This is a genomic window from Paenibacillus vandeheii (assembly GCF_030433635.1).
Lineage (GTDB): Bacteria > Bacillota > Bacilli > Paenibacillales > Paenibacillaceae > Paenibacillus > Paenibacillus vandeheii.
The window spans coordinates 578,339-603,390 of sequence record NZ_JAROCD010000001.1 but is presented as its reverse complement, the minus strand read 5'-3'; the positions used below and the strand labels follow the sequence as shown (position 1 = coordinate 603,390).

The 25,052-nt window shown below is 48.6% G+C and carries 19 protein-coding genes; 4 read left to right on the top strand and 15 right to left on the bottom strand.

The features are described from left to right. Positions 1–214: 214 nt before the first annotated feature. Entirely contained in the window at positions 215–1,087 is an 873-nt protein-coding gene (locus P5G61_RS02815; RefSeq protein WP_301244249.1) for a helix-turn-helix transcriptional regulator, read from the top strand. 143 nt (positions 1,088–1,230) lie between these two features. Here the strand turns inward: P5G61_RS02815 and P5G61_RS02810 are convergent, their stop codons facing one another. From P5G61_RS02810 to P5G61_RS02785, 6 genes are all read right to left on the bottom strand, one after another. After that, the gene (locus tag P5G61_RS02810; protein WP_301244247.1) at positions 1,231–2,130 is read right to left on the bottom strand and encodes a hypothetical protein; all 900 of its coding nucleotides are present in this window, start codon (positions 2,128–2,130) and stop codon (positions 1,231–1,233) included. Between the two features lie 32 nt (positions 2,131–2,162). Then, entirely contained in the window at positions 2,163–3,530 is a 1,368-nt protein-coding gene (locus P5G61_RS02805) for a nucleotide sugar dehydrogenase (RefSeq protein WP_024631090.1), read from the bottom strand. A 134-nt stretch (positions 3,531–3,664) separates the two neighbouring features. Further along, entirely contained in the window at positions 3,665–4,468 is an 804-nt protein-coding gene (locus tag P5G61_RS02800; RefSeq protein WP_301244244.1) for a response regulator transcription factor, read from the bottom strand. 288 nt (positions 4,469–4,756) lie between these two features. Further along, the gene (locus tag P5G61_RS02795; RefSeq protein WP_301244242.1) at positions 4,757–6,154 is read right to left on the bottom strand and encodes a glycosyltransferase family 2 protein; all 1,398 of its coding nucleotides are present in this window, start codon (positions 6,152–6,154) and stop codon (positions 4,757–4,759) included. Positions 6,155–6,176: 22 nt separating this feature from the next. Next, a complete protein-coding gene (locus tag P5G61_RS02790) occupies positions 6,177–7,388 on the bottom strand; it encodes a HEAT repeat domain-containing protein (RefSeq protein WP_024631093.1) in 1,212 nt (403 codons plus the stop codon). Positions 7,389–7,414: 26 nt separating this feature from the next. Beyond that, complete coding sequence (locus P5G61_RS02785) at positions 7,415–9,640, bottom strand: hypothetical protein (RefSeq protein ID WP_301244240.1); 2,226 nt, start codon at positions 9,638–9,640, stop codon at positions 7,415–7,417. 859 nt (positions 9,641–10,499) lie between these two features. Between P5G61_RS02785 and P5G61_RS02780 the strand changes: the two genes are divergently transcribed. Both P5G61_RS02780 and P5G61_RS02775 read left to right on the top strand, forming a co-directional pair. Next, on the top strand, positions 10,500–11,744 hold the full coding sequence (locus P5G61_RS02780) for a DNA polymerase IV (protein ID WP_301244238.1): 1,245 nt from the start codon (positions 10,500–10,502) through the stop codon (positions 11,742–11,744). Beyond that, positions 11,741–12,082 (top strand): YolD-like family protein, encoded by a 342-nt coding sequence (locus tag P5G61_RS02775; RefSeq protein ID WP_079349533.1) that lies wholly within the window; start codon positions 11,741–11,743, stop codon positions 12,080–12,082. The genes P5G61_RS02780 and P5G61_RS02775 overlap by 4 nt, the downstream gene beginning before the upstream one ends. Positions 12,083–12,288: 206 nt before the next feature. On the opposite strand, the gene glsA is transcribed toward P5G61_RS02775, so the two are convergent. The 5 genes from glsA to P5G61_RS02750 form a co-directional block, all read right to left on the bottom strand. Next, positions 12,289–13,230 (bottom strand): glutaminase A, encoded by a 942-nt coding sequence (glsA, locus tag P5G61_RS02770; RefSeq protein ID WP_079349534.1) that lies wholly within the window; start codon positions 13,228–13,230, stop codon positions 12,289–12,291. 114 nt (positions 13,231–13,344) lie between these two features. Beyond that, entirely contained in the window at positions 13,345–13,827 is a 483-nt protein-coding gene (locus P5G61_RS02765) for a GNAT family N-acetyltransferase (RefSeq protein WP_301244235.1), read from the bottom strand. 207 nt (positions 13,828–14,034) lie between these two features. Next, complete coding sequence (locus P5G61_RS02760; RefSeq protein WP_301244233.1) at positions 14,035–15,324, bottom strand: L-lactate MFS transporter; 1,290 nt, start codon at positions 15,322–15,324, stop codon at positions 14,035–14,037. 120 nt (positions 15,325–15,444) lie between these two features. Then, on the bottom strand, positions 15,445–16,257 hold the full coding sequence (locus P5G61_RS02755; RefSeq protein WP_301244231.1) for a LytR/AlgR family response regulator transcription factor: 813 nt from the start codon (positions 16,255–16,257) through the stop codon (positions 15,445–15,447). Positions 16,258–16,267: 10 nt separating this feature from the next. Further along, positions 16,268–17,920 (bottom strand): sensor histidine kinase, encoded by a 1,653-nt coding sequence (locus P5G61_RS02750; protein ID WP_301244323.1) that lies wholly within the window; start codon positions 17,918–17,920, stop codon positions 16,268–16,270. Positions 17,921–18,600: 680 nt separating this feature from the next. On the opposite strand from P5G61_RS02750, the gene P5G61_RS02745 reads away from it, so the two are divergent. Beyond that, positions 18,601–18,900 carry a hypothetical protein gene (locus P5G61_RS02745; RefSeq protein WP_301244229.1) on the top strand — a complete coding sequence of 100 codons (300 nt, stop codon included), beginning with the start codon at positions 18,601–18,603 and terminating at the stop codon, positions 18,898–18,900. A 942-nt stretch (positions 18,901–19,842) separates the two neighbouring features. Here P5G61_RS02745 and P5G61_RS02740 read toward each other — a convergent pair. From P5G61_RS02740 to P5G61_RS02725, 4 genes are all read right to left on the bottom strand, one after another. After that, positions 19,843–20,130 carry a stage VI sporulation protein F gene (locus P5G61_RS02740; protein ID WP_109998615.1) on the bottom strand — a complete coding sequence of 96 codons (288 nt, stop codon included), beginning with the start codon at positions 20,128–20,130 and terminating at the stop codon, positions 19,843–19,845. Between the two features lie 113 nt (positions 20,131–20,243). After that, positions 20,244–22,289: an ATP-dependent DNA helicase RecG gene (gene recG, locus P5G61_RS02735; RefSeq protein WP_301244225.1), complete on the bottom strand. Its 2,046-nt coding sequence runs from the start codon at positions 22,287–22,289 to the stop codon at positions 20,244–20,246. 10 nt (positions 22,290–22,299) lie between these two features. Then, complete coding sequence (locus P5G61_RS02730) at positions 22,300–23,163, bottom strand: DegV family protein (RefSeq protein WP_301244223.1); 864 nt, start codon at positions 23,161–23,163, stop codon at positions 22,300–22,302. A gap of 76 nt (positions 23,164–23,239) precedes the next feature. After that, positions 23,240–25,048, bottom strand: a complete 1,809-nt coding sequence (locus P5G61_RS02725) for a DAK2 domain-containing protein (protein WP_301244221.1) — start codon at positions 25,046–25,048, stop codon at positions 23,240–23,242. Positions 25,049–25,052: the final 4 nt, after the last annotated feature.

Below are 25,052 nucleotides of genomic sequence, written 5' to 3'. Positions count from 1 at the left end.
TTAATTAACTTGGTTTAATAGGTATGGACATCATACCAATTGATTTGTCTGTGATCAATGTCAATTCGCGGCAATTTTTTTTTGTCATTTTGTGGTGAATTCACAGGAATAGGTCTTCCTCATCTTGAATATTTACAAAACCCACCTGTATAATAGGTTATAAGAGAAACTTTTAGAGATTACAAACTATACTTATATTAAAGAGGTGTTCCTGATGACCGAGAGCATGAAGGAGGACCACCACGAGTTTTTGGATATTATTTTTTTTACTCCGTCTGAATTCGAGAAAGCCGGTGGAGCATGGCCGATTCGAATCGGCCGTAATATAGCCAAGAGCAACTATCATATTGGCCCTCGAACGACGCCTTTTCACTATTTGATCTTTGTTCTGGAAGGCGAGGGAACCTTTATACAGAACGGACATCGTTATTCCCTACGTGCCCGCGATGCCTTTTGCCTGTATCCACAGGTTACCCATGAGTACTGGTCCGACCCGAAAGAGTCTTTGCATAAAATATTCATTGCCTTTGATGGCACACATGCTGCTGAACTTCTTGCACGAATCGGGCTTACCCCGGACTCGCCTCATCGTTCGGGTGTACTTACGCCGGAGACGGCAAGTAGCATGCGCGCCTTTATGGAGGAGGTTCGCAAACCTCAGGGAGGCGCAAGCGACCTGGGACGACTGACCCGTTTTCTAGGATTGTTTGACCGTATTGCCAAATCGCCCGCTACCCGAGTGCTTCAACCGGACTCTGCCACGCCATGGCTGCAAAAGGGCAAGGAGTACATGGATATTCACTTTGCCGGCGGCATTACCGTGGAAGGTGTATCTTCGCATGCTGGCGTGGATCGGACCCATTTTGCCAAACAGTTCCGCAAAGCCTATGGTCTGTCTCCTGTCCAGTATATTCAACGTCTCAAAATGAATCAGGCCAAACGGCTGCTTGTGCAGACCCCGTTAACGTTAACTGAAGTAGCACACTCGGTGGGATACCCCGACCTGTTCTCCTTCTCCAAGGCATTCAAAAAGCAAGTCGGTCTGCCTCCCAATCGATATCGAACAGCCGAGAACAACAAAAGCTGATTTGTCGCCAATCGCCCGCTACTGAAAGCTACCTAAAACTATCCAAAGCAAAAAGGCAAGCCTCCTTGACGGAGACCTGCCTTTTCCCGTTTACAATTCACAACGATCTTTCTGTTAACCACATGCCTATGCACATGCACCTGCTACTTCTTCTCCTCGCTCTTTCGAGCCAGCGGAATGCCGTTTTCCTTCGCATACCAAGCTTCATAATGATGCACCGCCACACCTGCAAAAGAAGAATGAGAAGCGCCGAGATCAAACACTTTCTTCATTTCTTCGTCCATATTGGTGATGGATTTGCTGAAAAAGGTTAGATGATCGCCTTCATGCGTGTCCGCCAACTCGGCTCCAACCCACACCTTCTTGTCAAGCTCATCGGCTTCGTCCAGCTCTTCCTTGGACAGATCATACATTTGTTGACCACTATCCCGATAAGCCATAATAGCAACTGCATCAAAATGGTCAATCACCCAGCGGCTGAATGTACCTCCGCCTTCTGCCGATTCGCGTGCATCCAGCCAGAAAGGGATCGCAGCGCTCATGTACAGTCCGGCATCAGATCCGGCTTTGGTCCAGACCTTCATGTTGTCGCTCCACTCCGCAATCACGCTGTTCTGCTCGTCCTCCCAGCGTTTTAGCTGATAAGGCTCCACATCCAGCTGAATGCCCTCAAAGCGTTCATTTTTGGCTGAAGCCGCATTATAGGCTCGTACTTTCTCAATAAACGCAAGTCCCTCATCCCGCTTCTCCGTATAAGCCCAGTCTGCATGACCGTTCAGTGCATGCACTTCGATCTCAGCCTGCCGCGCAGCCGCAATGAATTTGCGGTATGTCGCATCGGGTACCTCATCCTGAATTTGCAGGAAAATGGTATCCACGCCCTGCGCTTTGGAGAAGGAGATAATCTCGGGCGTCTGCTCTGCAATAATGGAAGCGTCCCACAGCCAGGTCGCTTTGTGTTCCTCATGTGAGAACCATTTGAGTAGCCAGGGCAGAAGCAGCAGGCAGAACAGCAGGGCCAGAATGGCCCATTTTGCCTTCACCGACAGTTTGCCCCACTTGTTCGTTAGATTCCTCAGACGAGCAACGCTTCACTTGGCTCAAGCACAGGGTGCTGTACCGAATGACCAATCTTGTAAATGTGCGGATGTGTGTACGTTTTGAACGCATTACGTGTATCCAGGATCGGCACACCCATCTCGGCAATGTCAAAGTAAGGCAGGTCGCTGTGGTTGGTGATCAGCACGATGCAATCGTACTTCTTGAATTGCTCCAGGTTGAACACTTCGCTATATACCGTCTCACCATGCTTGTCCAGGAACGATTCAGCATGTGGATCATAATAGCTGACATTAGCTCCACCTTCCTTGAACAGTTCATAGACTTCCAGTCCCGGAGATTCACGCAAATCGGCAATATTCGGCTTGTACGACATACCGAGCAACAGAATGTTGGATTTACGTACCGATTTCGCGTATTCATTCAGGATCGTTGATGTTTTGTTCAGTACATAATATGGCATGTTGTCATTGGTGGATTGTGCCAACTCGATGAATTTGCTGTAGAAACGGAATCCTTTGGCCTTCCAGGACAAGTACATTGGATCAAGCGGAATGCAGTGACCACCGATGCCAGGGCCCGGATAGAAAGGCATGAAGCCAAACGGCTTCGTCGCAGCTGCGTCGATAACTTCCCAGATATCGATGCCCATCCGATCACACATCATCGCCATTTCATTAACAAAGGCAATGTTTACGCTGCGGAACGTATTTTCCAGCAGTTTGGACATTTCAGCCACTTTGGGCGAAGATACAGGTACAACCGTTTCAACATATTTGCTGTACAATGCTGTTCCCAGCTTGAGGCAAGCTTCCGTTGTTCCACCGATTACTTTCGGTGTATTAAAGGTAGTGAATCGTCCGTTGGACGGGTCCACACGTTCAGGCGAGAAGCACAGGAAGTAATCTTTGCCTGCTTCTTGTCCGATCTTGTCCAGCTCATCCTGAATCAGTTCTTCGGTTGTACCTGGATAAGTGGTGCTCTCCAGCGTAATCAGCATGCCTGGTTTCATGTGCAGTTTGATCTGATCCACAACCGTCTCGATATAGGACGTATCCGGGTCCTGATTTTCACTAAGCGGTGTAGGTACGCAGATGCTCAGTGCGTCGATCACGCGCAGCATGCTGTAATCCGTTGTTGGCTGGAAGCGGCCGCTTTGCATCACTTTTTTCAATTCCTCGGACGAAATGTCGTGAATATAGGAATCTCCCTGATAGATGCTCTCCACTTTGGATGCATCCAGATCAATGCCAATTACCGTGAAACCCTGATTGACCATTTCCACCGCAAGTGGTAATCCTACGTAACCGAGCCCGACCACGCCGAGCACCGCTTCTTTATTTTCAATCGCGTTCAGTAATGTGTGGAATTGTTGATTCTCCATGATATTCCCTCCAACAGTGTATTTGTTTGGTTGATTGACGAATCCATTTGATAGATGTTTGTCTGTAGATATACTTGTTTGTCTGATCGAGATTAATAGGCTACTGTCTCTCCTGGCTTTGCTTGTGATTGCGTCTAATGCAGGCAACGCCTGATTCGGGCATCCAGCTCCACAGGTGAGAACGGCTTGGTCATATAATCATCGACTCCGCTGCGGAAGCATTGGCTGATTGTCTGTTCTACACGCTGCTCCGTCAAAACGACGATTTTGGGTGGCTGCTCCACATCAAGGTTCTGGATATGTTGAATGAACGGCAGGCCATCAATGCCATACAGATTCAATTCGGTCAGCACCAGATCGGGCGTGATTTTCTCAATCAGCTCCAATGCAGCCAGCCCATCCACCGCTTCATAGGTTTCGTACCCTTGCATCTTCAGTCGCAATTGCAGAAATTCGCGTACCGTTGGATCGTTGTCCACAATCAAAATTCGTTCCGGCTCGTCTGCCGTCTGGTCCAGCGTGTAGATATGAATTTCCGATGGGTCTACCAGCTTCGCGGACTCGGCCATATGTTGAATGGTTGCCTTGGAAGGACGCTCACCTGCCGGGAAACTTGCCAGCGTGATTTGCGGATCGGCACCGGGTACCGTCTCCTGCAGTTCATGCTTGATGCGAAGCCCCTCATAATGAACCTCATCCAGTGTCAACCCTGGCAGCAGGACAGCAATTGCCTGTGTGGCTCCATCCACCCACACCTGGAACGCAGACTCACCGGTCTGCTCCAGATGTGTCCTGACCTGCTGCTCCGGCTGAGACTGCCCTGCACAATGGATGAACATTAAGCCGCATGTTTCGGCACCCGTTTCTTTCAATCCCTGTTCTACACTGCGGTACACATTAACGGCAGCCTCACGCTGCAATGTCGCCGTATTTGGCATGTTCTTTTCCACCCTTCTCCCTCGGTATATCTATACAAGTCCAACTAATGAATATTTACATTGGCACTCCGATGACAGAACAACCTTCCGATCGCTGTTATCCCCAGATTTTTTTGATTCCTTTTTGAAAAGGGGAAATCCGGGGATAGCGTATGCTTCCGATGTAGCTTTCTTGCGGAAAGCTTGTAGCTTCGCTTCTTCAGGTTATTTCTGTCCTCTCCGTTATCATGTAAATGTTTAGTTGAACATCTATATTGTTTCTGCTGTATTACCTTGATTACGCTGTGTTTAGGCCGCCTCGCTTGTCTTCTCTTCCTCGGACCAGCTCTGGCGTGTCATGGTACCCCATGAATTGTTTTTTTGCATGAACTGAATGTGCCCCTGCAATCTCCACAGCACGCCGAGCTGATGATAGCCGACGAATTTCAGTGCGGAGTAGAACAGCATTTTGACCAGATCGGACAGCTTGTTATATCGCTTGAATGCAATTTCCTCGAGCACCAGTGCTCCCACACTTAGCAGATAACCACTCACCACGTTGAGCAATCCAAACAGCAAAAGTATCGGCCACTGGGTCATATCCATTAGTACATATCCCGTGAGAGCGAGAAGTCCGGTAATACGGAAATACGGATTCAGCGCTTCAAAAAGGATGTTGTACGGCATGGTCAGCATGCCCATGACTTTATATTTCGGGTTGAACAACATGCCGCGGTTCTCAAGCATGTTCTTCAGATTTCCGCGTCCCCAGCGCTTGCGCTGACTGGACAAGATCCGGTAGGAATCCGGCGCCTGTGTCCAGCACACGGCCTCAGGGCAGAAGGCTACGCGGTATTTCAATTTGTTCTCCAGCATATAACGGTGAAGCTTGATGATAATGTTCATGTCTTCACCCGGATAACCGTCCCGATATCCCCCAACGGCGATAACCGCATCCTTACGGAACATACCGAAGGCACCTGAGACGATAATCAGACCATTCATGTGACTCCAACCGATCCGTCCGCCGAGAAAAGCTTTGAGATACTCGATGGACTGGAACATCGGCCAAATCTTGCGAGGCAGTGAAACGTCCTGCACTGCCCCGTTTTCGATTTTGCAGCCGTTAGCTATCCGTACATCCCCGCCAATAGCAACCGTCTCTTCCGGATTCTCCATATACATGCGAGCCATGCGAATCAGGGCATCCTTTTCCAGCAAAGAGTCGGCATCAATCGAAGAGATCAGCGGGTAATGGGACAGGTTAATTCCAGCATTGAGGGAATCGGCCTTCCCGCCGTTTTCCTTATCAATGACATACAGGTCCGGGAATTCCGGATTGTGGTAGATCCCGCGAATTTTCTGACAGGAAATCTTGCCCCGGATCTTCGTGTTAGGTACTGGCTTCAGACGGTATTCTTCCAACAGCACCTTTAAGGTGGTATCGCTGGAGCCATCATTCACCACGATGACTTCATAGGTTGGATAATTCAGCGTCATCAGGCAGTTCACATTTTCAATAATCGTCAGTTCCTCGTTGTATGCAGGCACCAGCAAGGAAACCGATGGTACGAGCTCCGAGCCCGATAACGTATTGTATTTGGAATAGTGCGACCGCCTGAAGATCGTCCAAATGTTACGGAATGATAAGGCCAGAATGGAAAAATAGAGCGTATTTACAGCAACGACATAGTAGATTGCGACCATGCCATAGATTAATAGTAGATCTCTAAGCAGTGTAATCCCCTCCTACCGCAGCCACACCTGTACGTTTCTTGCTTGTTGTCCGGTTCCCGCGTACGGGACCGAAGTACCGATCATACAGCAGCCTTTTTTTGTTATGTGCAATCATCTGGTCAACGGCTTTGTGGTCTGTTCCTGAGTGCTGCATCGTGCTCTCAATCTGTTGCATTGCAATTTCCCTTTCAGCACCTGTACCCTGCACGGCGGCCTGACACAAGGCTTCAAATCCCGGTTCACCCAACTTGCTCAGGCTCTCCGCACTGTTATAACGTACACCCCAGTCTTCGTCACGCAGTGCTTTACGCAGCAGTGGAATGCTGCCAGCCGCATGTTTCGAACCGAGCGCCAGAACCACTTCGGCACGCACCTCCGGGTCCGAATCCTGCATAAGCTTCAGAATGGTCTCGTCCTGAAGTGCCGGACTTGCGCTGAGATACAGCTTCACCGCTTCTGCCCGTACATCCTGATGTTCTGCACCTACGAGTCTGTCGAGTGCTGGCATCACTTCCGGTACAGCCTGTCCCCACATCGCTACGAGTCCCACTTTGACAAAGTCAGGATTGCGGTCTTCCAGCAATTCAATGAGAATTCGGCTTGTATCCAGACTGGTTTCGAGCAAAATATCTGCTGCCAGATGATGAATCGATTTTCCTTTGGTTAACAGCAGCGCGAGCATGTCTTTCAGTTCACCCTGGCGGGTGGTACATCTTGCGATCGAACGACCAATCATAATCGCCATCGGGCCCGGCTTCTCATCCTTAAGCAATTCCATCAAACCTGGAACAGCCTCTGGACAACGCATGCCGCCCAATCGATAAGCCGCATCAATTTGGCGTCCGTAACGAATACGGCTCAGTTCCTTCAGATCTTGCTCTACAAATCCGGCTTCACGGCAGAGTACAATCAATTTGTTGCGATACTCTCCCTTGAACTGATCAATCCATTCAATAAGCTTGCTCTGGATGACCCGGCGCTCGAGCCGAGCCAGCTTCCCAGGTGGCAATCGCAGGGGACTGTCCTCTGTCAGCGCCGTCTGGAGATACGTAAAGTAATCACGCTGTTTTAATTTATAAAATTCAATCTTGCGCCGTTTGCCGTTGTGGGACATTTTCATGGCAAACAGCAGGATCACCCCCACAACGACGAGCGCTGTACAGATGTATAGAAATAGATAAGCCAAAGCCAAATTCGGAAACATGTGAAAAGGTCCTCCTTTATACTCATTTATTCGGTCTGAAAACTTGGAATTTGTTCATACCGTTTCTTCATTTCCTCGTAGCTCAGTTTCAGTCGCTCACTGTACTGTACTTGCTCCCATGGCTGCCAGCTGTATACAGGCAATGTCTTCACATCCAGTGTCTTCTGTTCACCACCGGGCCAAGAGATATCTCCAGTTGAACGATCCATTAGCCAGGGAACCAGAGTGACGCCCTTGACCGCGACTGTTTCGAATTCCCGTCCACCCTTCAGCGCACCATACTTGATCGCTTGCAGTGAACTTGGGTCACCAAATCCAAGCAGCATCCAGGGAATACGCATCTCAACCTGATTACCGTTATATTGCCAGGCGGTTAACGAATCGGTATCGGACTGATCCGGAGCTGTCGTTCCCCGCTTCAATGTACCCACCTTCTCATTCATGAACGGTTGGGCAGACCGGGTATCCGGTGGGGTCATTCGCAAGCTGACTGCCAGATTCCATGGATGGAATGGGTCTGCCGCATTCTCTTGCTCTTCCGGCAGCATCCCGTAACCGTCCTTGCCATAGAGGCGTCGGTTAAAGTCATAGTCTTTGGCAATCTCCACTTGCGATTCAGCATCCTGTCCCAGCGTGATCACCGTTTCGAGACCATCACTGAGTGTTCGATCCGGAAGCCTCGTGCCTGGTTGATTGCCACCATCCAGCGTGTTCGTTCCGATGCGCAGCAAGGTTTGATCCGGGTCAAAAGGCTGATCCAGCGTCATGCCAATGTACAGGTAGGCTTCATCATGGGTCATCTTCATTTCCTTGATGCCATCGACCTTGCCTTGCCAGACGGTGACCTCTTCCTTCTTCAACCCATTCCAGTCGTCCAGTTTACCGTCTATGGTCAATTGTTCCTGTTTACCAGGGTCCATGGCGAGCAGACCGAACATTTTCTCATTCGTCAGCACGTTCAACCAGTAGGCCCGCCGATCAGCCGGAATTTCCAGCGGCATCGTGTTCCAGGTTTTCTTGAACCACTCATCCTGCCACATGAACAAAATCGCACCCGCATACCCTTCATCATAAATATCCTGAGTCAGCGATGCGTCGATCTCTCCCTGCTCCACCTCGTTATGTCCGCCCTGATCCCGGCCTCCCATACCCAGATGGGAAATCCCCAGCGAAGACGGTACACCGTACTCTGTAATCATTACAGGCATATCGGAAAACTCGGCTTTGAGCATGCGTAGATAACTTTTGTACGTGTTGTACTCCCCGTTCTCGTCCTTGATGGTCTGAAGGGTCTGGTCCGTATGGAACAAGTCCGGGTAATAAGGGTACACATGGTATGCTGCAAAATATCCACCCTGCCACTCTTCCGGTTGAATATGGCGCGCATCCACACTGACCAAATCCTCTTCAAACAGCGGCTCGCCCGGGTGATCCAGCACGTCGGTTGTCACCCAGTTCGTGAAGGTCATCGGATGCTCCCATCCGTATTTCTTCTCCAATACGGCGGTATAGTCCAGCAGCTCCGCCAGCCAATTTTCAAACGGCGATGCGTCCTGCGTCCCAGAAAAATGAACACCCTTGTACTGCGGTACATCGGGATGACTCTCATTCGTGTTGTTCACCATCGAAGGGTCCCACTCGGTACCCACATGCCAAGCCATCAGGTATTTCCCGGCATTCGTCTTGTATTTGCCGCTGGATTCTCCCGGTTTATCGGGAATGTTCGCATCGCCATATACAGCGGATACCGCCTTTTCAATCTCCTGCTTGAACGTCTGCTCAATATGGTCAGCATAGGCATCCTGCTTCTCGATCAGTTCTTCTTCCGGCGACCATATGCCCTGTATAAAATATAACGGTTGCTCCCTGCCGCGATTATAATCAACCAATGCTGTGTAAAAAATCGGCTCATGCACCGTATACACCCGGATCACATTGGCTCCAAGATCCTCAATCTGCTGGAACCACCTCAAGTAATCCTCTTTGGTCAACGGAAATTCGCCCGGGTAATGTCCCGGTGATGTGGCGCCCAGGTTTACCCCTTTGACGAACATCTCCCGCCATGTGCCATCGGGTCCATATTCCATGAACCGGTCTCCATCGGTTCTGAATTTCATCTCCGTACCGTTCTCCGCTGTGTACGTAACCAGTTGAGGTTGCATGTAGTGCCAGCCGGCAAATATTCCGCCCGTCACTACGGCCGCTCCGGTCAACATCGTCAACAACCAGCGCTTACGTCTTCGTCTGCTCATGGTTCTTAATTGCTCACCTCTCTAGTATGCATCCTGCTTCAGTTCAGATCTTGAATGACATGAAGGTCTGCGGGGAATCCCGCTTCGGATGTCCGCTTTGGGTAGAGATGTCAGCGGTGTGTTCTCACTATAGCTCTAAGTCTCTGCATTTGTAACTAGGCTGATGGAAGCAAACGTAAACTGCAACATTCTGCCCATAATTCGTAAAAACCGCCATCAACTAGCATCCAGGTGACCTTCTGGCCCTTATCCTCCATCAACACAAATATAGGCTACTTTAACCGTCCGTTTGAGGTTCTTCCAGCCTTGCACATCTCTACCCGTTATTGTTATATGCAACGCGGATTGTGAGATCTGTTTCCGCTTGAACGCTTACCCCATTAAACGCTAATGATATTTTAAAGTTGCGGACATTTTTACAGTATTAACCATAAAGATTACAAAATTGATACTATAGTCCGATAACGTATCCTTGAAAACCCGCGCCCTATCAAGGTTTTCTGAAAAGTGCAGAAAATGAAAAAAGGACATCAGTCCCCCCTTATAGGACTGTGCCCATTTATATTACTTTTACATAAAGCTGTATGAACACCCGGTCATCACCCGGAAGTCACGGATCTCTTACACGAAATGTAAAAAAATACATCTTATTTCCTAAATTTTGACTCTATTAGGTCCGTTCAATAATTGTGTCCAATTTGCAAAATAATTCCGGTTGCCGCATCTTAAATTGTCAGATATGCTTATAAAACAGGAACACTTGTTCCATACTGTAAGTAAACTGTAAAATAACGTTGGCTGAATGAGTTCCATCGTTGTACAGAAGTAGCCGATTTATGAATAAAAGGAGAGAAGTACTATGCCCCGCAGAGACGGACGTGTCATTATGCTGGCCGATTGCCAGTCGTTTTATGCCAGTGTAGAGAAGTCTGCACATCCCGAATACAGAGACCGTCCGCTTGTTGTTGCGGGAGATCCTGCACGCCGTTCGGGTATTATTCTGGCAGCCTGCCCACTCGCCAAGTCCTATGGAATTACTACAGCAGAACGGCTGGGTGAGGCTCTCGCCAAATGCCCCGATGTTGTCGTCATTCGTCCCCGGATGGCTGAATATATTCGTGTTTCCCTACACATTACCCGTATCCTTCAGTCCTATACCGATCTGGTTGAACCGTATAGTATTGATGAGCAGTTTCTCGATGTCACCGGAAGTCTGGACCTGTTCGGCAGTCCTGAAACCATTGCCCGCAGCATTCAGGATAGGGTCATGGAAGAGACTGGCGTCTATATCCGCGTTGGCATCAGCGACACCAAGGTTGTTAGCAAGATGGCCTGTGACCTGTATGCCAAAAAAGTCCCGGGAGGCATCTATACACTGCCCCGCAAGGACATGCAGAAAACGCTGTGGAATAAACCTGTTCGAGACATGTTTATGGTCGGTTCCCGAATGGCGCAGCATCTCTACAAGATGGGGGTTCATACGATCGGTGATCTGGCGCAGATGCCGTTGTCCCGGCTGAGAGAGCGTTGGGGGGTAAACGGTGAGGTATTATGGCGTATTGCCCGCGGGATCGATGATTCTCCGGTAAAACCCGGGACATATGCTCACCAGCAGCAGGGCATTGGACATCAGATGACATTGCCTCGGGACTATGAATCGTGGGCGGACATCAAGGTGGTGCTGCTCGAATTGGCAGAGCTGGTCAGCAGGCGTTCCCGGGACAAATCGCTCATGGGTAATGTCGTCTCTGTTGGATGTCGGGGGCAGGATTATGATCGTCCAACCGGCTTCTCCCGCCAGATGAAGGTGAACGAACCTACCAACATCACCGATGAAGTATACGATGCGGCAGCTGCTCTGTTTCTGCGCCATTGGGACGGATTACCCATTCGCCGCATCAGCGTGTCATTGACCGGACTCGTACCCGATTCCGAAGTACAGCTATCCTGGTTCGATGACCGTGAACGTAAAAGAGAACTGGAACGCGCCACGGATGACATCAAGCGCAAGTTCGGAGATACCGCGATTATGCGGGCCTCCTCGCTCTGCTCGTCCGCACAGGCACAGGACCGTTCTCATAAAATTGGAGGTCACTATAAATGAGTAAAAAATTGCAGCAAAACGGAATTTTCGAGTCCTCGCGCATGATGCTTCCCGAACACCGGGAGGCCTATATCATTCATCAGGAGCAGCTCGCTCCCCGTACCCGTCCATCCCTGGATGCCCAGGCAGCGGAAGAAATGTCCCGTTTGCTTAGTAACTCGATGGTGCTCGGGGATGCTGTCACCATCACCCTGTTCCATGAACATGATGATATCCGCTTTACCGGACAGGTGCTCCGATTGGACTCCCCTGCCCGTACCCTTAAGCTGCTGATGGAGAGCGGGACCCGGGACATTCAGATGAATCTCATTACAGGTGTGGTACTCGCAAATGAATGATGCGGGCTGGCATTGTGGGAATACCGGAATAGATGCAGCATGGCCGTTGCCATGCAGGACCGTTTTCCTACACATTCTGTTGCAGGACAGAAGCAGCCGACAAGCCACATCCACATGGGTCATTTCGTTCCAAAGAAGCAAAAGGACGGATTGGTGATTCATCGGCTACTCAGGAGGGTAAGGAGATGACTTCAAAGGTGACTTCATTAGAATAAACTCCAGTCAAATTCCTTGGAAAGACGCTCAAGCAGATGCACGCCTGCAATGCTGTTTCCTTTCCGATTCAGAGCCGGACCTACAAGACCGATGCCAAACTGTCCTGGAACCAGGGTCAGTATTCCACCCGATACTCCACTCTTGGCAGGCAGTCCGACCTGAATCGCAAATTCGCCGGATGCATTATACATACCGCAGGTGGTCATGAACGTTTTGGCAATCTGTACATAACGACGAGGAATAAGCTCATTTCCAGTGATGGGATCTGTCCCGTCATAAGCAAGCACCAGTGCCATACGGGCCAGATCCGCACAAGTCACCTCGATGGAGCAATGGCGGAAATAGACGGCAAGCACATCTTCGACATCATCCTTGAGTACACCATTATGCTTCAGAAAATAACCAAGCGAACGGTTCAGATGGCCTGTTTCCCATTCGGACCGATATACCGCTTCGTTGTAGTCCAGTCGATCATTATTCGCCAGCGTGCGGAAAAATTCCAAAATGCGCCGGGACTTCTCCTCTTTGCAATCCCCGCCAATCAGGGACGATACCGTAATCGCTCCCGCATTGATCAATGGATTAAACGGAATGCCCGGTTCCACCAGTTCGAGCTTGATCATGGAGTCATAATCATCCCCGGTAGGTTCTTTTCCTACATTAAAGAAGACCGCTTCCTCCCCATGATCCATCAGAGCCAGAATAAGTGTAAATACCTTGGAGATACTTTGCATCGTAAACGGGATACCACAATCTCCGGCCGACACATGATTGCCTTCGGCGTTCATGATATGTATACCCAGTTCGTCCTGCGAAGCCTTGAACAACTCGGGAATATAAGAAGCAACTTTCCCCTGTCCGGTGTGCAAGCGGCTGGTCTCCAGCCATTCCGGTAGCAATAAATTCAATTGTTCCATTGCAGCATTGCTCATCTCAATCTCCTCCAAATCTCTGTATGAGCATTTCGCATGCTTTCGAATGACGAGTTCCCATCGAAGTGATGCAAAATGCCCGGGATAGTATGTATTACCCGCAAGCCTGATCCCTTAGCGCTTCACCTGAAGATTCAGCTCCAGAATCTCGCCAGGTAATCCCTCATAATCCCCCACCCATGTGGATACAAAGTTCTGTCTGAGCAATATTTGACGGGATACCGCATTGGACGGATCGATAACCGCATAGAGTACAGCAATTCCTGCCGCCTGTGCCTGAATAATCAGCCGAGCTGCAATGGAAGTCCCGTGTCCTTTCCCCCAGTATTCAGGCAGAATCATATAACCCATTTCCGCCCGGGATGGATCCGTTTCATCCGGGATCAGTTTAGCGTAGGCCATCCCTACCCCGTCTTCACCGGATATCCGATAATATCCGCAGTCATTCCCCTGATTATAATTCAGCATGGATTCAAATTCCGCTGTAGCTTCATGCTCAGGCAGAGCACGTTCGGTAATTTGTTGCATAACTTCAATATTGGACACAAGAGCATAATAATCAGCAAAATCAGATGATGCATATTTCAAGAAATTCATGATGGACATACCTCCTCTAAATGGCTAACAAGAACTTGCTCTTTTGATTTCACCTAGAGTATACCAGAAGCAAAGTGTGCATTGCACACAACCGTATTATGTATCAGGAGTCTCATTCTTCTCGGGTAGAGCTGGTACCCAAAAAGCGGCCTCCGCAGAGACCGCCCAGTTTGCTTTTTATAAAATAGAACTTCGTCTCCACTACGCTCAGCTTGCCCGGGATGAAGGGTTAAGATTCATCTGCTGTTCACGCTCACGTGTACGACGTCCCTGACCCGGAGGTGTAATAATCAACGCCAGCAAGAGCGAGACGGCACACAGTACAGCGATCACAATAAAGGTAAGATGGAATCCGCCCAGCAGGGCGCTGATAAACGATCCAGCCAAGGCACCCAATCCAAAGCCCTGATAGATGACGCCGTAGTTTTTGCTCTGATTTTTCAATCCAAAGTAATCTGCCACAATCGCCGGGAAAACCGTGATATTGCCACCAAAGCAGAACGCGATAGCGGCCACACAGGCGAAGAAGATGCCAAAGCTCAGAGGTACCAGGCTAAGCGTCATTACGGCAACAGCCGTAACCAGCAGTGCTCCGGCAATGACTTTCATCCGTCCCACTTTATCCGACAACGCCCCCAGAATGATACGGCCAGCGGTGTTAAAGATCGCAACCATCGCCACGGCATTGGCAGCTGTAGCCACGTTAAGACCTGCCAGCTGCACACCGATGTCTTTCACAATACCGATTAGATACAGTCCACTCATACATGCCGTAAAGAAAATAACGAACAGCATGTAAGCTTCTTTCGTACGCAGCATTTCTTTGACCGTATAATCATGAGGTGCTGCTTGTTTCTTCGCACCTTCGGTGCTGCTTGCTGGAGCCTGTTCCCGAACAACCGCTTCACGGATCAGGAACGAGCCGCCCACGATCAACACCAATACGATAATACCCCAGTACATAAAGGCCTGAGCAGGACCAACGGCACCGATTAATGCCGAGTTCACATATTTGAACAACAGACTGCCCGTACCAAAGGCACCCACCGAAATACCCGAAATCAGCCCTTTTCGCTCAGGGAACCACTTGATCAGGTTGGACAGGGAAGTAATATATGCCGTACCATCCGCGAATCCAACCACAAATCCAGCCAGAATGTAGAGCAATGTCAACGAACTCACTTGCGAACTGAGCACGAGTCCCAGACCAAGCACCACACCGGCTACCCGAATCAGGCGACGAAGCCCCCATCGTTCTTGCAGTCGGCCTGCAAATAATGTGGCAAATGCCAAAGCAAAGCTGGTAATCGAAAAGGTTATCGCGACCGAGCTGACGTCCCATCCGAAACGATCAGACAGCGGTTGATTAAATAAACTCCAGGTGTAGATGGTTCCGAGACCCATTTGTACAATAATGGTACCCAGTACAATAAGCCAGCGGTTCATTTTCATAGATGCAGATGCTGAATTAGATGTGGATGAAATAGCTGCTTTCATCGTGATCTCCCCTTTGCCGATGTCATATATATGAATGCGTTCACAAGCTAATCATACATGAAAGGGGATTCATTACACCGATTTGAGCATGAGTTGCATCAGATGCGGAATGAAATGCCTCTAGATGCGCATGAGCTGCCTGAATTCCTTGACCTTGCCACGGCTGACAGGCACCTCAGCTTCCAGATCACGCAGGCGAAGCAGATACGTATTGTTAAACCAGGGCACAATTTCACGGATTTGAGACAAATTCACCACGTAAGAACGATGGCAGCGGAAAAAGGTTTCCTGCGGCAAACGGCCGTGAAAATCGGTAATGCTGACCGGCATCGTAAACTCACCATTTTTGGTATAGACCTTCGTTACTTTCTCTTGCGCTTCCGCATAATAAATATCGGCGGTGTCTGTCACAATAATATTGTCATTGCGCAGCAGATTGATACGTCGTCCCGTCTGTGCATTGGATTCCCGCGCCTGCATCGTGGATGCAGACCATTCATCGTTCACTTGAGCCGCATGGTTAGCCTGTCCATCGTCGCTGCCACGTTCACGATTCTCCTGCTCATGATCCCGTTTGAATGCCGTTTCGAGTTTATTCAGCATCGCGGCAATTCGTTTCTCATCATAGGGCTTCAGAATATAGTCAAACGCCTCCAGCTCAAATGCTTCTGCCGCATGTTCCTTGTATGCCGTTGTAAATACGATATAAGGCTTGCTCGCAAACTTCCCAATATGATGTGCCAGCATCATGCCATCCAGCGAAGGAATGTTAATGTCTAGAAAAATAACGTCGACTTCCTGCTCTTGCAGAAACTTCAGCACATCCAGTCCATCTTCCAGACAATCTACCACTTCAATTTGGCTATGTTCCTGTATCAAGTAATTCAGTTCCTCACTTGCCGGAATTTCATCTTCAACAATAAGGGCTCTCATTGACCGTTCATCACCTAGTCACTGCATCTCCTTTGGGTACATCAAATAAAATATCAGTTCCTTGCTCCAGCCGGGTAATCGTTAACCCCTGTCCATAAATGAGCTTCACCCGCCGATGCACATTGTACAACCCGATCTGGTTGGAAGGCATCCGGTCATGGTATACACGCTGAATAATGTCGGCTCCAATGCCTGCTCCTGTGTCACTGACCCCAATTCGCACAAAGTCAGGATAATCCTGTACCCGTATCCGTACGGTTCCGGGCCCTTTTACCTTGAGAATGCCGTGGATGATGGCATTTTCCACAAGCGGCTGGATGACCAGACTTGGAATATGCACAGCCACTTCATCAATATCATAGATGACGTTAAGCCTGCTGCCGAAGCGCGCCTTCTCGATTTCCACATAATTGCGGACCTGCTCCAGTTCCTTATGAATATCGATCAGTTCATCCGAAAGCTCCAGGTTATAACGCATATATCCAGACAGATTCACAATCAGCTCGCGTGCCCGATCAGGCTTGGTGCGAATCGATGAAGCAATGGCATTCAGTGCATTGAATAGAAAATGAGGATGGATTGTGGTCTGTAATGCACGCAGTTCCGCTTTATTGGCCGCAGCCTTAATCTCCTCCACACGTGATACTTCCATCTGGGTGGAAATAATCTGCGACAAGCCAACAGCCATCGTTTGCAACGGATACGTAATCTTGTACGCTTTGCGGTAATAGATTTTCAGCGCACCCGTCACTTCGCCCCGCTCTTTGAGCGGAATGATGAGCAGGGAGTGGATATCCGGCGTTTTTTCATCTATCACGTCATTACTGATCGTAATCTCACCGCTGGAGATCGTTTTCTTCGTCATCTCACTAATAATTTCATTACCGATGTGATATCGTTCCTCACCAAACCCTACATATGCCAGTACATTTCGAGTATCCGTAATCGCAACCGCATCCGCCTGAATGTCCTCCTGAATAATTCGGCAGATCTTCCGTAGAGAGTCCTCATCGATGGAACGGAAGTATGGCAAGGTCTTGTTGGCAATCTCCAGCGCCAGCTTGGCCTGACGAGCCGCAATCATTTCCTTTTCCCCTTCCACACTCTGCACCAACAGCACGATCAGCCCAATATTCATCTCACCCAATATCATCGGGAGTGCAATCTTTGAGACGATATCCGCACCCAGTGGATCGGGATAGGAATACAGCAGAATCAGCAGCATCGTAAGCGCCTCACAGATCATTCCCGCCGCGATACCGATCATCCAGCGCTTAGACTTGGGCGTATACTTATGTATATAACCGGACACGAGACCTGCCAGGATACTCGTAATCAGACAGGGGATCGCCGTAATCCCATCCATATCGATCAAGTACCGATGCACCCCGGAGACAATCCCGGTAATGATGCCCACAGGCGCTCCAAACAGAATGCCGCCAGACATGATCGCAATAATACGCACATTCACCAACGAGCCTTCTACATTAATACCGGTATAGGTACCAAAGATGGCAAAACCACAGAACAACAAGGTAACCGCAATGTACTCCTGCCATCTCAATTTTCCCTTTTGCAAAATCTGCCTAAACCGCGGTACCCTCGACAGGAAGAATAAAAATATAATCAGCAGTGCCGCCCGTTCGAACAAACCCAGCAGCATCGTAAACATCTCCGTCAATCTGACTTCCTCCACATCCGTCAAAAATAAACGCCCCTCATCGCAGCAGCGTTTTCCTCACCTTGAAATCCATGTATGCTCGTATGCAACAGTTTACCGCTCCCCCAGGAGGAAAGCAAAGTCAATCCTGTGAAAATGAGATGTACAGGAATGTAGTGGACAGTCTCTAAACTGTTGAATAGATGAAACAGAATTCATTTTATTCCAATTGATTCTCTTCTCTACACATAAAATGCCACTTTCATAAATCCACGGTGTTATAATCAATTGGAATATTATGCTAATTGGTTCAATGTAATTTATTTAAGAAAGGTGTATTACATGTTTATAATGCTATGGATAGGTTCACTCCTGCTTTTTGGTGGTTTGTGGTACATCGTTTACTTTATCTCGAAGCGCACCAAAAACCCTACTCGTTCCTCAGCTCATGTGCTGAGAGTGATTTTAAGTATTTCAACCCTCGTACTAATAGCTGAAAACTACATATATAAAACAGTACCCTCTAACAATTTTTTAATTTTAGTATTTGTTGCATCCTTAATAGCTACCAGTTCATTCTTTGTTAAGAATAAAGAGTGATGAGATGGCACTAGAGGGTCTAAAAAAAGATTTTGTTACAGAGTAATTTATAACTAGTTTAGCAACCAACGGGGGATAAAAAGATGACAACAATCAAGGAGGTTTTGAAAGTCTTCTCTGATCGGGTTTCAGTTTGTACAGATATGGATTGGATTATAGTTGGCTCAACAGCTTCTTTGATTCAAGGTTGTAACAATATTAGGCCTAATGATATTGATATCTTGGTTAAACAAAACAGTGATGTTGATAAAATCGTCAATCTATTTATGGACTATTTGCCCGAGACAAATCCCTCTCTTCTATTCAACAATTATTGGGTTTCTACAAAGCGCTTACCAACCTTTAAGATGAATAACGATAAAGAGAAATGGGCTTTTGCCTGACTGAACATTCACGGAATCATTATTGAAATTGCCAACACCGTGTCAGACGAATACCTTGAATTAAGCCCTGTAGTGTGGGAATTGAAAAGATACGAGGCGTATTCTGGAATGTGGATTCCCGTAGTCCCCTTAGGATTGCACTGCATTCCAGCTATGAACAACAGAAACCGGATCGTGTTAAAGCAATCTGTGTGATCGTAAAGTCCAAAAATCTCGATCTACAATTCATGGAGAACTATTTATCAAGCAGTGCCTATAGACACCTCATGGAAGAAATTTAGATGAGAACGTAAATAAAAAAGCAAGTTTAAGCTCCACCAAAAAGAGAACAAAGTCAATCCTGTGAAAATGAGATGCAAAAGGATGTAGCGAATAGTGGCCTATCCTTCAGGGCACGCGCTAAGGAATCGGTTACACCTTATTATGAGAATTAGCATGGAATAAAAGTTCTAACGAACCCTAGCCACGCTATTCCAATATAAATCTGCAATTAATAGCTCGAAACGAGGAAATAAGGACTCTACGATTCGTTACAACTTCGAAGCTATGGAATTTCCCCGAATAGCGTGGGCTCAGTTCGTTAAACTAGATTAGCTTTTCGTTGAGTACGTTTGTATCATTGGTCCTGGAGCTAAGTCCAAAAGGGGCGGTCCATAAGTCATCTTGCTGACTTATGAACCGCCCCATCCACTATAATTACTTCATACACATTCGATGTAATTTGGTTTTATAAAGTGAACTTCCAGTTACACAGTAACGGAGAGTGCAGAACCAATCTGGAGAAGCGAAGCGCTCGCCTTTATCCCCGGATTTTACCCTTTTAAAATTCTAATCTAAAAATCCGGGGGTAACAGCGATCGGAAGATGGTACTGCACTCGGAGTGGCCACATGTAACAACACCCCGTAGTTCATTTTATACCACCCAACATTCCATCGAATCCCTATCTAAACATGCCCCACAGCTTAATCAAATGAAATGTATTGTTCGGATCGATCTTCTGCGCAAGGACAAAAGCAACGAATTGTTCCTCCTGAGCTGTAGAAAAATTCTCATTCAAAATGACCGCTGACGACTTGACCAATCTTCTCACCTTGGCCTTATCCTGTAAATCAGACTTGGTAACCCCATCTATCAACTTTTTGATACGCTCTTTGACAGCGGGATTTTTCATCTTCGTTTTGATCCGCTCCACCAGCTGCGGACTGATTCCATATTGTTGGTAACCCAAAACGTACAGCACCTCCTGAATAATGAACTCACTTCTTATTCATATGACAGAAGGGCCTGTACACTTGACATATTCCCACGGAAAATGTGGAAAACCACAACTCGGCAGCCCAATCAATCGATCAGATCCCCCTGGAATACTTGCTGCTGCTGTAAAAAATCACGTAAAGGCGCGTAGTCAACAGAGGTCCAGAAGCTTGCATCCGCAATCAGACTGGACACGTCATCCCGGGCCTGCTCCAATACGGCAAAATCCGCAACCATGTCGGCAAGACGGAACTCGGGTAATCCACTTTGCTTTGTGCCAAAGAAATCACCCGGTCCCCGCAGATCCAGATCCCGACGGGATACTTCGAATCCATCTTCGGTTTCTGTCATGACCTTCATGCGCTCCTGCCCAACCTCCGTCTTGGGGTCAGCAATGAGCACACAATAGGAGGCATGAGCTCCCCGACCGACCCGGCCACGAAGCTGATGCAGCTGCGACAGACCGAAGCGGTCCGCATCCATAATGACCATCAGTGTTGCGTTAGGCACATCGACCCCGACCTCCACGACCGTAGTCGAGACGAGAAGCTGAATGTCGTTGCTGTAGAAGTCACGCATCATCTCTTCCTTCTCGCCAGCCGTCATCCGTCCATGCAGCAGACCTACACGGTACTTCGGAAAATTCTGCTGCATCTGGATATGCAGGTCAATCGCATTCTGTACATCCAGCTTCTCAGACTCTTCAATGAGCGGACAGATCAGATAGGCCTGACGTCCCTGGTCCACTTCTCGCGAAATAAAGCCAAGCACCCGGTCCATCATGTCATGCTTGACCCAGTACGTCGAGATTGGAATCCTTCCTTTTGGACGTTCAGAGATGGTCGATACTTCAATATCACCAAAAGCCGTAATGGCCAGTGTCCGCGGTATCGGCGTCGCCGTCATCGTTAACACATCCGGGTTGTACCCTTTACGCCGCAAAATACTGCGCTGGTTCACACCGAAGCGATGCTGTTCATCCGTAACGACAAGCCCCAGGTCGCGGAAAAATACATCCTCCTGTATTAAAGCATGTGTACCCACCACGATGTCGATCATGCCCATCTGCAAAGATGCAATCAGATCTTTGCGCTTCCGTCCATTCACACTGCCCGTTAACAGCCCCACCGTTACGCCAAAAGGTTCAAACAGCTTTTGCAGTGAGCGCATATGCTGTTCTGCCAGAATCTCCGTAGGCACCATCAGAGCCCCCTGAAAGCCGGAACGAACTGTGGTATACAGGGCAATTGCCGCAATAACCGTTTTACCCGAGCCTACATCGCCCTGCAACAGACGGTTCATCGAATACGATGAACGCATATCATGCAGAATTTCAAGCTCTACCTTCTTCTGCGCATCCGTCAGTTCAAATGGCAGACTGCGAACAAACTCGCGAATCGTTGTATTATCCGTTGTATGCACTACACCATCCATGCGGTCCCGGTTTAATGCACGATAAGCCTGCATCTTGAGTTGAAACAAAAATAGTTCCTCATACACCATCCGCTGTCTGGCCTGCTGACCTTCCCGGTTATCCTGTGGGCGATGAATTCCGGCAATCGCCTGTTTGCGGGGCATGAATCCATATTTCTTCATGAGTGATTGAGGCAAAATTTCGGGGATCATATCCCCGAATTGGACTAACCCCTGATTGATCGTTTTGCGCATCCAGGACTGCGTAATCTTGCCGGTTACCGAATACACAGGCTGCAGCGTGCCTGATCGCCCTTCCCCTTTATCCGGGAATTCCGAATCTGTTACGGTCATCTGCATACGTTTTTGTTCCCATTTTCCCGTAATGACAATCTCCCGGTTGGGGGTAAGCTGCTCCTTCAGAAAATGCCGATTGAACCAAGTCGCTGAAATCATCCATTCTTCCGTCATCACCTTACAGGTAAGGCGTGACTTTTTGCCGTAGCGCTGCAACACCGGGATGCCCATCACTTTGCCCTGTACCGTAATTTTGTCTCCATCCTTCACTTCGCTGAGCGAACGCAGACGATAGTCCTCATAACGGAACGGATAGTACTCAAGCAGGTCTTTTACAGTAGAGATACCAAAGGCGTGAAGCTCTCCCTCTTTGAGAGCACTCACGCCGCTAATTTGTTTAACCGATATTTCTTCCCATTTCATGTCTAATCCCTCATTCCGGAACAGGCCACATAAAGATGGCAATTACGCCTGGCCCAACATGGCTGCCAATGACGGCTCCAATATTGGTATACACCACTTCATTCAGTGTAAAATGCCCGCGCAACTGCTCTGCACAAGCGATCGCTGATCCGGGGTCCGCGGTATGACCTACCGCCAGATTAACACGTTGACCCGCCAGATCCTGCTGAAACAGCTCAATAATGCGTGCCATGGCTTTTTTGTGACCTCTGACTTTCTCCACTGCGTAAATAACGCCTTCCTCATCAATGGACAAGATCGGTTTAATATTCAGCAGTGTTCCCAAGATGGCCGCAGCCTTGCCAATCCGACCGCCTTTTTGTAAGTACTCCAAGGTATCTACAAGAAAGAACAGCTTGCGGCTTCGCTGCATGGCTGCTACAGCCTCAGCGATCTCCGCTGCGGATTTGCCTTGTTCGGCAAGCTCGGCAGCCTGTACAACCAATAAACCGTATCCATAGGATGCAGACTTCGAATCCAGTACCGTTATATCGCCTTCACGTTCCAGCAACGATTTGCCGAGCAGTGCCGATTGATAGGTACCACTCATGCCCGAAGACAAATGAATCGATACAATGGGCCGTTCCGGGTCCTCATCCAACAGTGTGTTATAGATATTCATGAAATCGGTGGGAGAAGGCTGTGAGGTTGTAGGCAGCACAGATACCTTCTCCAACTTTGCATAGAACTGTTCTGAAGTCAGCTCAACACCGTCTGCATAAGCTTCTTCCCCAAACAGAACACGTAGCGGAACAATGTGAATCCCGTATTTACGCACCAGTTCTTCGGGTATATCTGCGGTACTGTCGGTTACAATTGCAACCTTGTGGCTCATGAGATCCCTCCTCTTTGCTTAAGTGCTATTAGTGCAAGTTCAAAGAGTCCATTGGGGACTTTTTGAACAACCTCTATTAGGACTCTACAGAGAACAAATAATAATAAACCGGCTGTCCTCCAAGATGCACCTCTACCTCAGCATCAGGATATTGTTCTTCAAGCCAAGCTACAAGCGCATCAGTAATCTCCGGGGCCGCCTCGTCCCCTTCAAGGATGGTGATTACTTCATCTCCGCTCGCCATCATCTGTTGCAGCAAGCCTTCACATGCGTGCAGCATGCTTTCGTCTGTTGCCACGATCTTGGAATTGTGGATACCGATGAAGTGTCCCGCTTTGATATCAAGCTCATCATATTGCGTATCTCTGACCGCATGAGTCACTTGACCGGACTGTACCCGGCTAATCGCCTCAAGCATATGGTCACGGTTGGTTTCAGCAGACTCATCCTCCTGGAAAGCAAAAGCCGCTGCCATGCCCTGAGGAATCGTCTTGCTCGGAATCACAGTAATTCGGCGCTCATCCTCAAGCAACTCTCCAGCCTGCTGCGCAGCAAGTACAATGTTGGAGTTGTTCGGCAAAATAAATACCTGTTCCGCTGCAATCGAACGCACCGCTTTTACAAAATCTTCAGTACTCGGATTCATCGTCTGTCCACCAGACAGAACAACATCCACGCCGAGACTCTTGAAAATCTCTGCAATGCCGTCACCGGAAGATACCGCGATAAAGCCATATGGCGCCATCTCATCTGCTGGTGGCTCCGCTTGCTCCAGACTGCGTGTGGCTTCAGGCGGGATCTCTGCGAACAATTCAGGCGAAGGTGCTATGTCCATGCCAGCAGTCAGCAGATCACGATGCTGCTCACGCATATTAAGAATGTGAATTTGTGTGATTTCTCCATAACGGAGGGCCAGGTTTAATACATCTCCAGGTGTCTTGGAATGCACGTGAACCTTAATCACTTCATCGTCAGCAATAATGATGATGGAATCTCCGTTTACTGACAACGCTTTCCGGAATGCCTCGTCATCGAATGCAACGCCTGCGTTCTCTCCCAGCTCGCGATTAATAAAGAACTCCATGTCATAGAGGAACTCAATATCTTCCGTTTCCAGTCTCGCCTGAGCAGACATTGGCATCTCCGGCACGATTACCTGCTGTGCAGGCTTCGCAGGAATTAGTTCTGACGGTGCAGTCGGTTTCAATGCAGATGAAGCTACGGTTGGCTGTACGTCTTTCTGAAAGGATGTGCGACTAGCCCCGTCCGTTTGCAGCAGAACGTCCATAAAGCCCTCGTAAATATATACAAGCCCCTGACCGCCTGAATCCACAACGCCGACCTGTTTTAATACAGGCAGCAATTCTGGAGTCATTGCCAGTGCTTCTTTTGCTTTTAACAAAACTTCATTCATTAATTCAGTTATATCATTCGTCCGTCTTGCGTAGTAGCTGGCATGTTTCGCCGCTTCCTTGGCTACGGTAAGAATGGTCCCTTCAACGGGTTTCACTACAGCTTTGTAAGCTGCGTCCACACCGTTCTGCAGGGCTGCGGCGAACTGGAGTGTATTCAGTTCCTCGTAAGGAGCAGCTGAACGACTGAATCCACGGAACAATTGAGATAAAATTACTCCGGAGTTCCCCCGTGCACCCATAAGCAGGCCTTTCGATAAAATACCGGCAGCTTCTCCGATGGAGGCAGAACTCTTGCGTTTAATCTCTGCGACTCCTGCACTCATTGTCAAATTCATGTTCGTTCCCGTGTCGCCATCCGGCACAGGGAAAACATTCAGGGAATTGACGTGCTCTGCATGCTGTCCAAGTTGTTCCGCTCCGGCAAGTACCATTGCGGTGAAATCTGTTCCATTTAAAGAACGTATACTCAAGTGA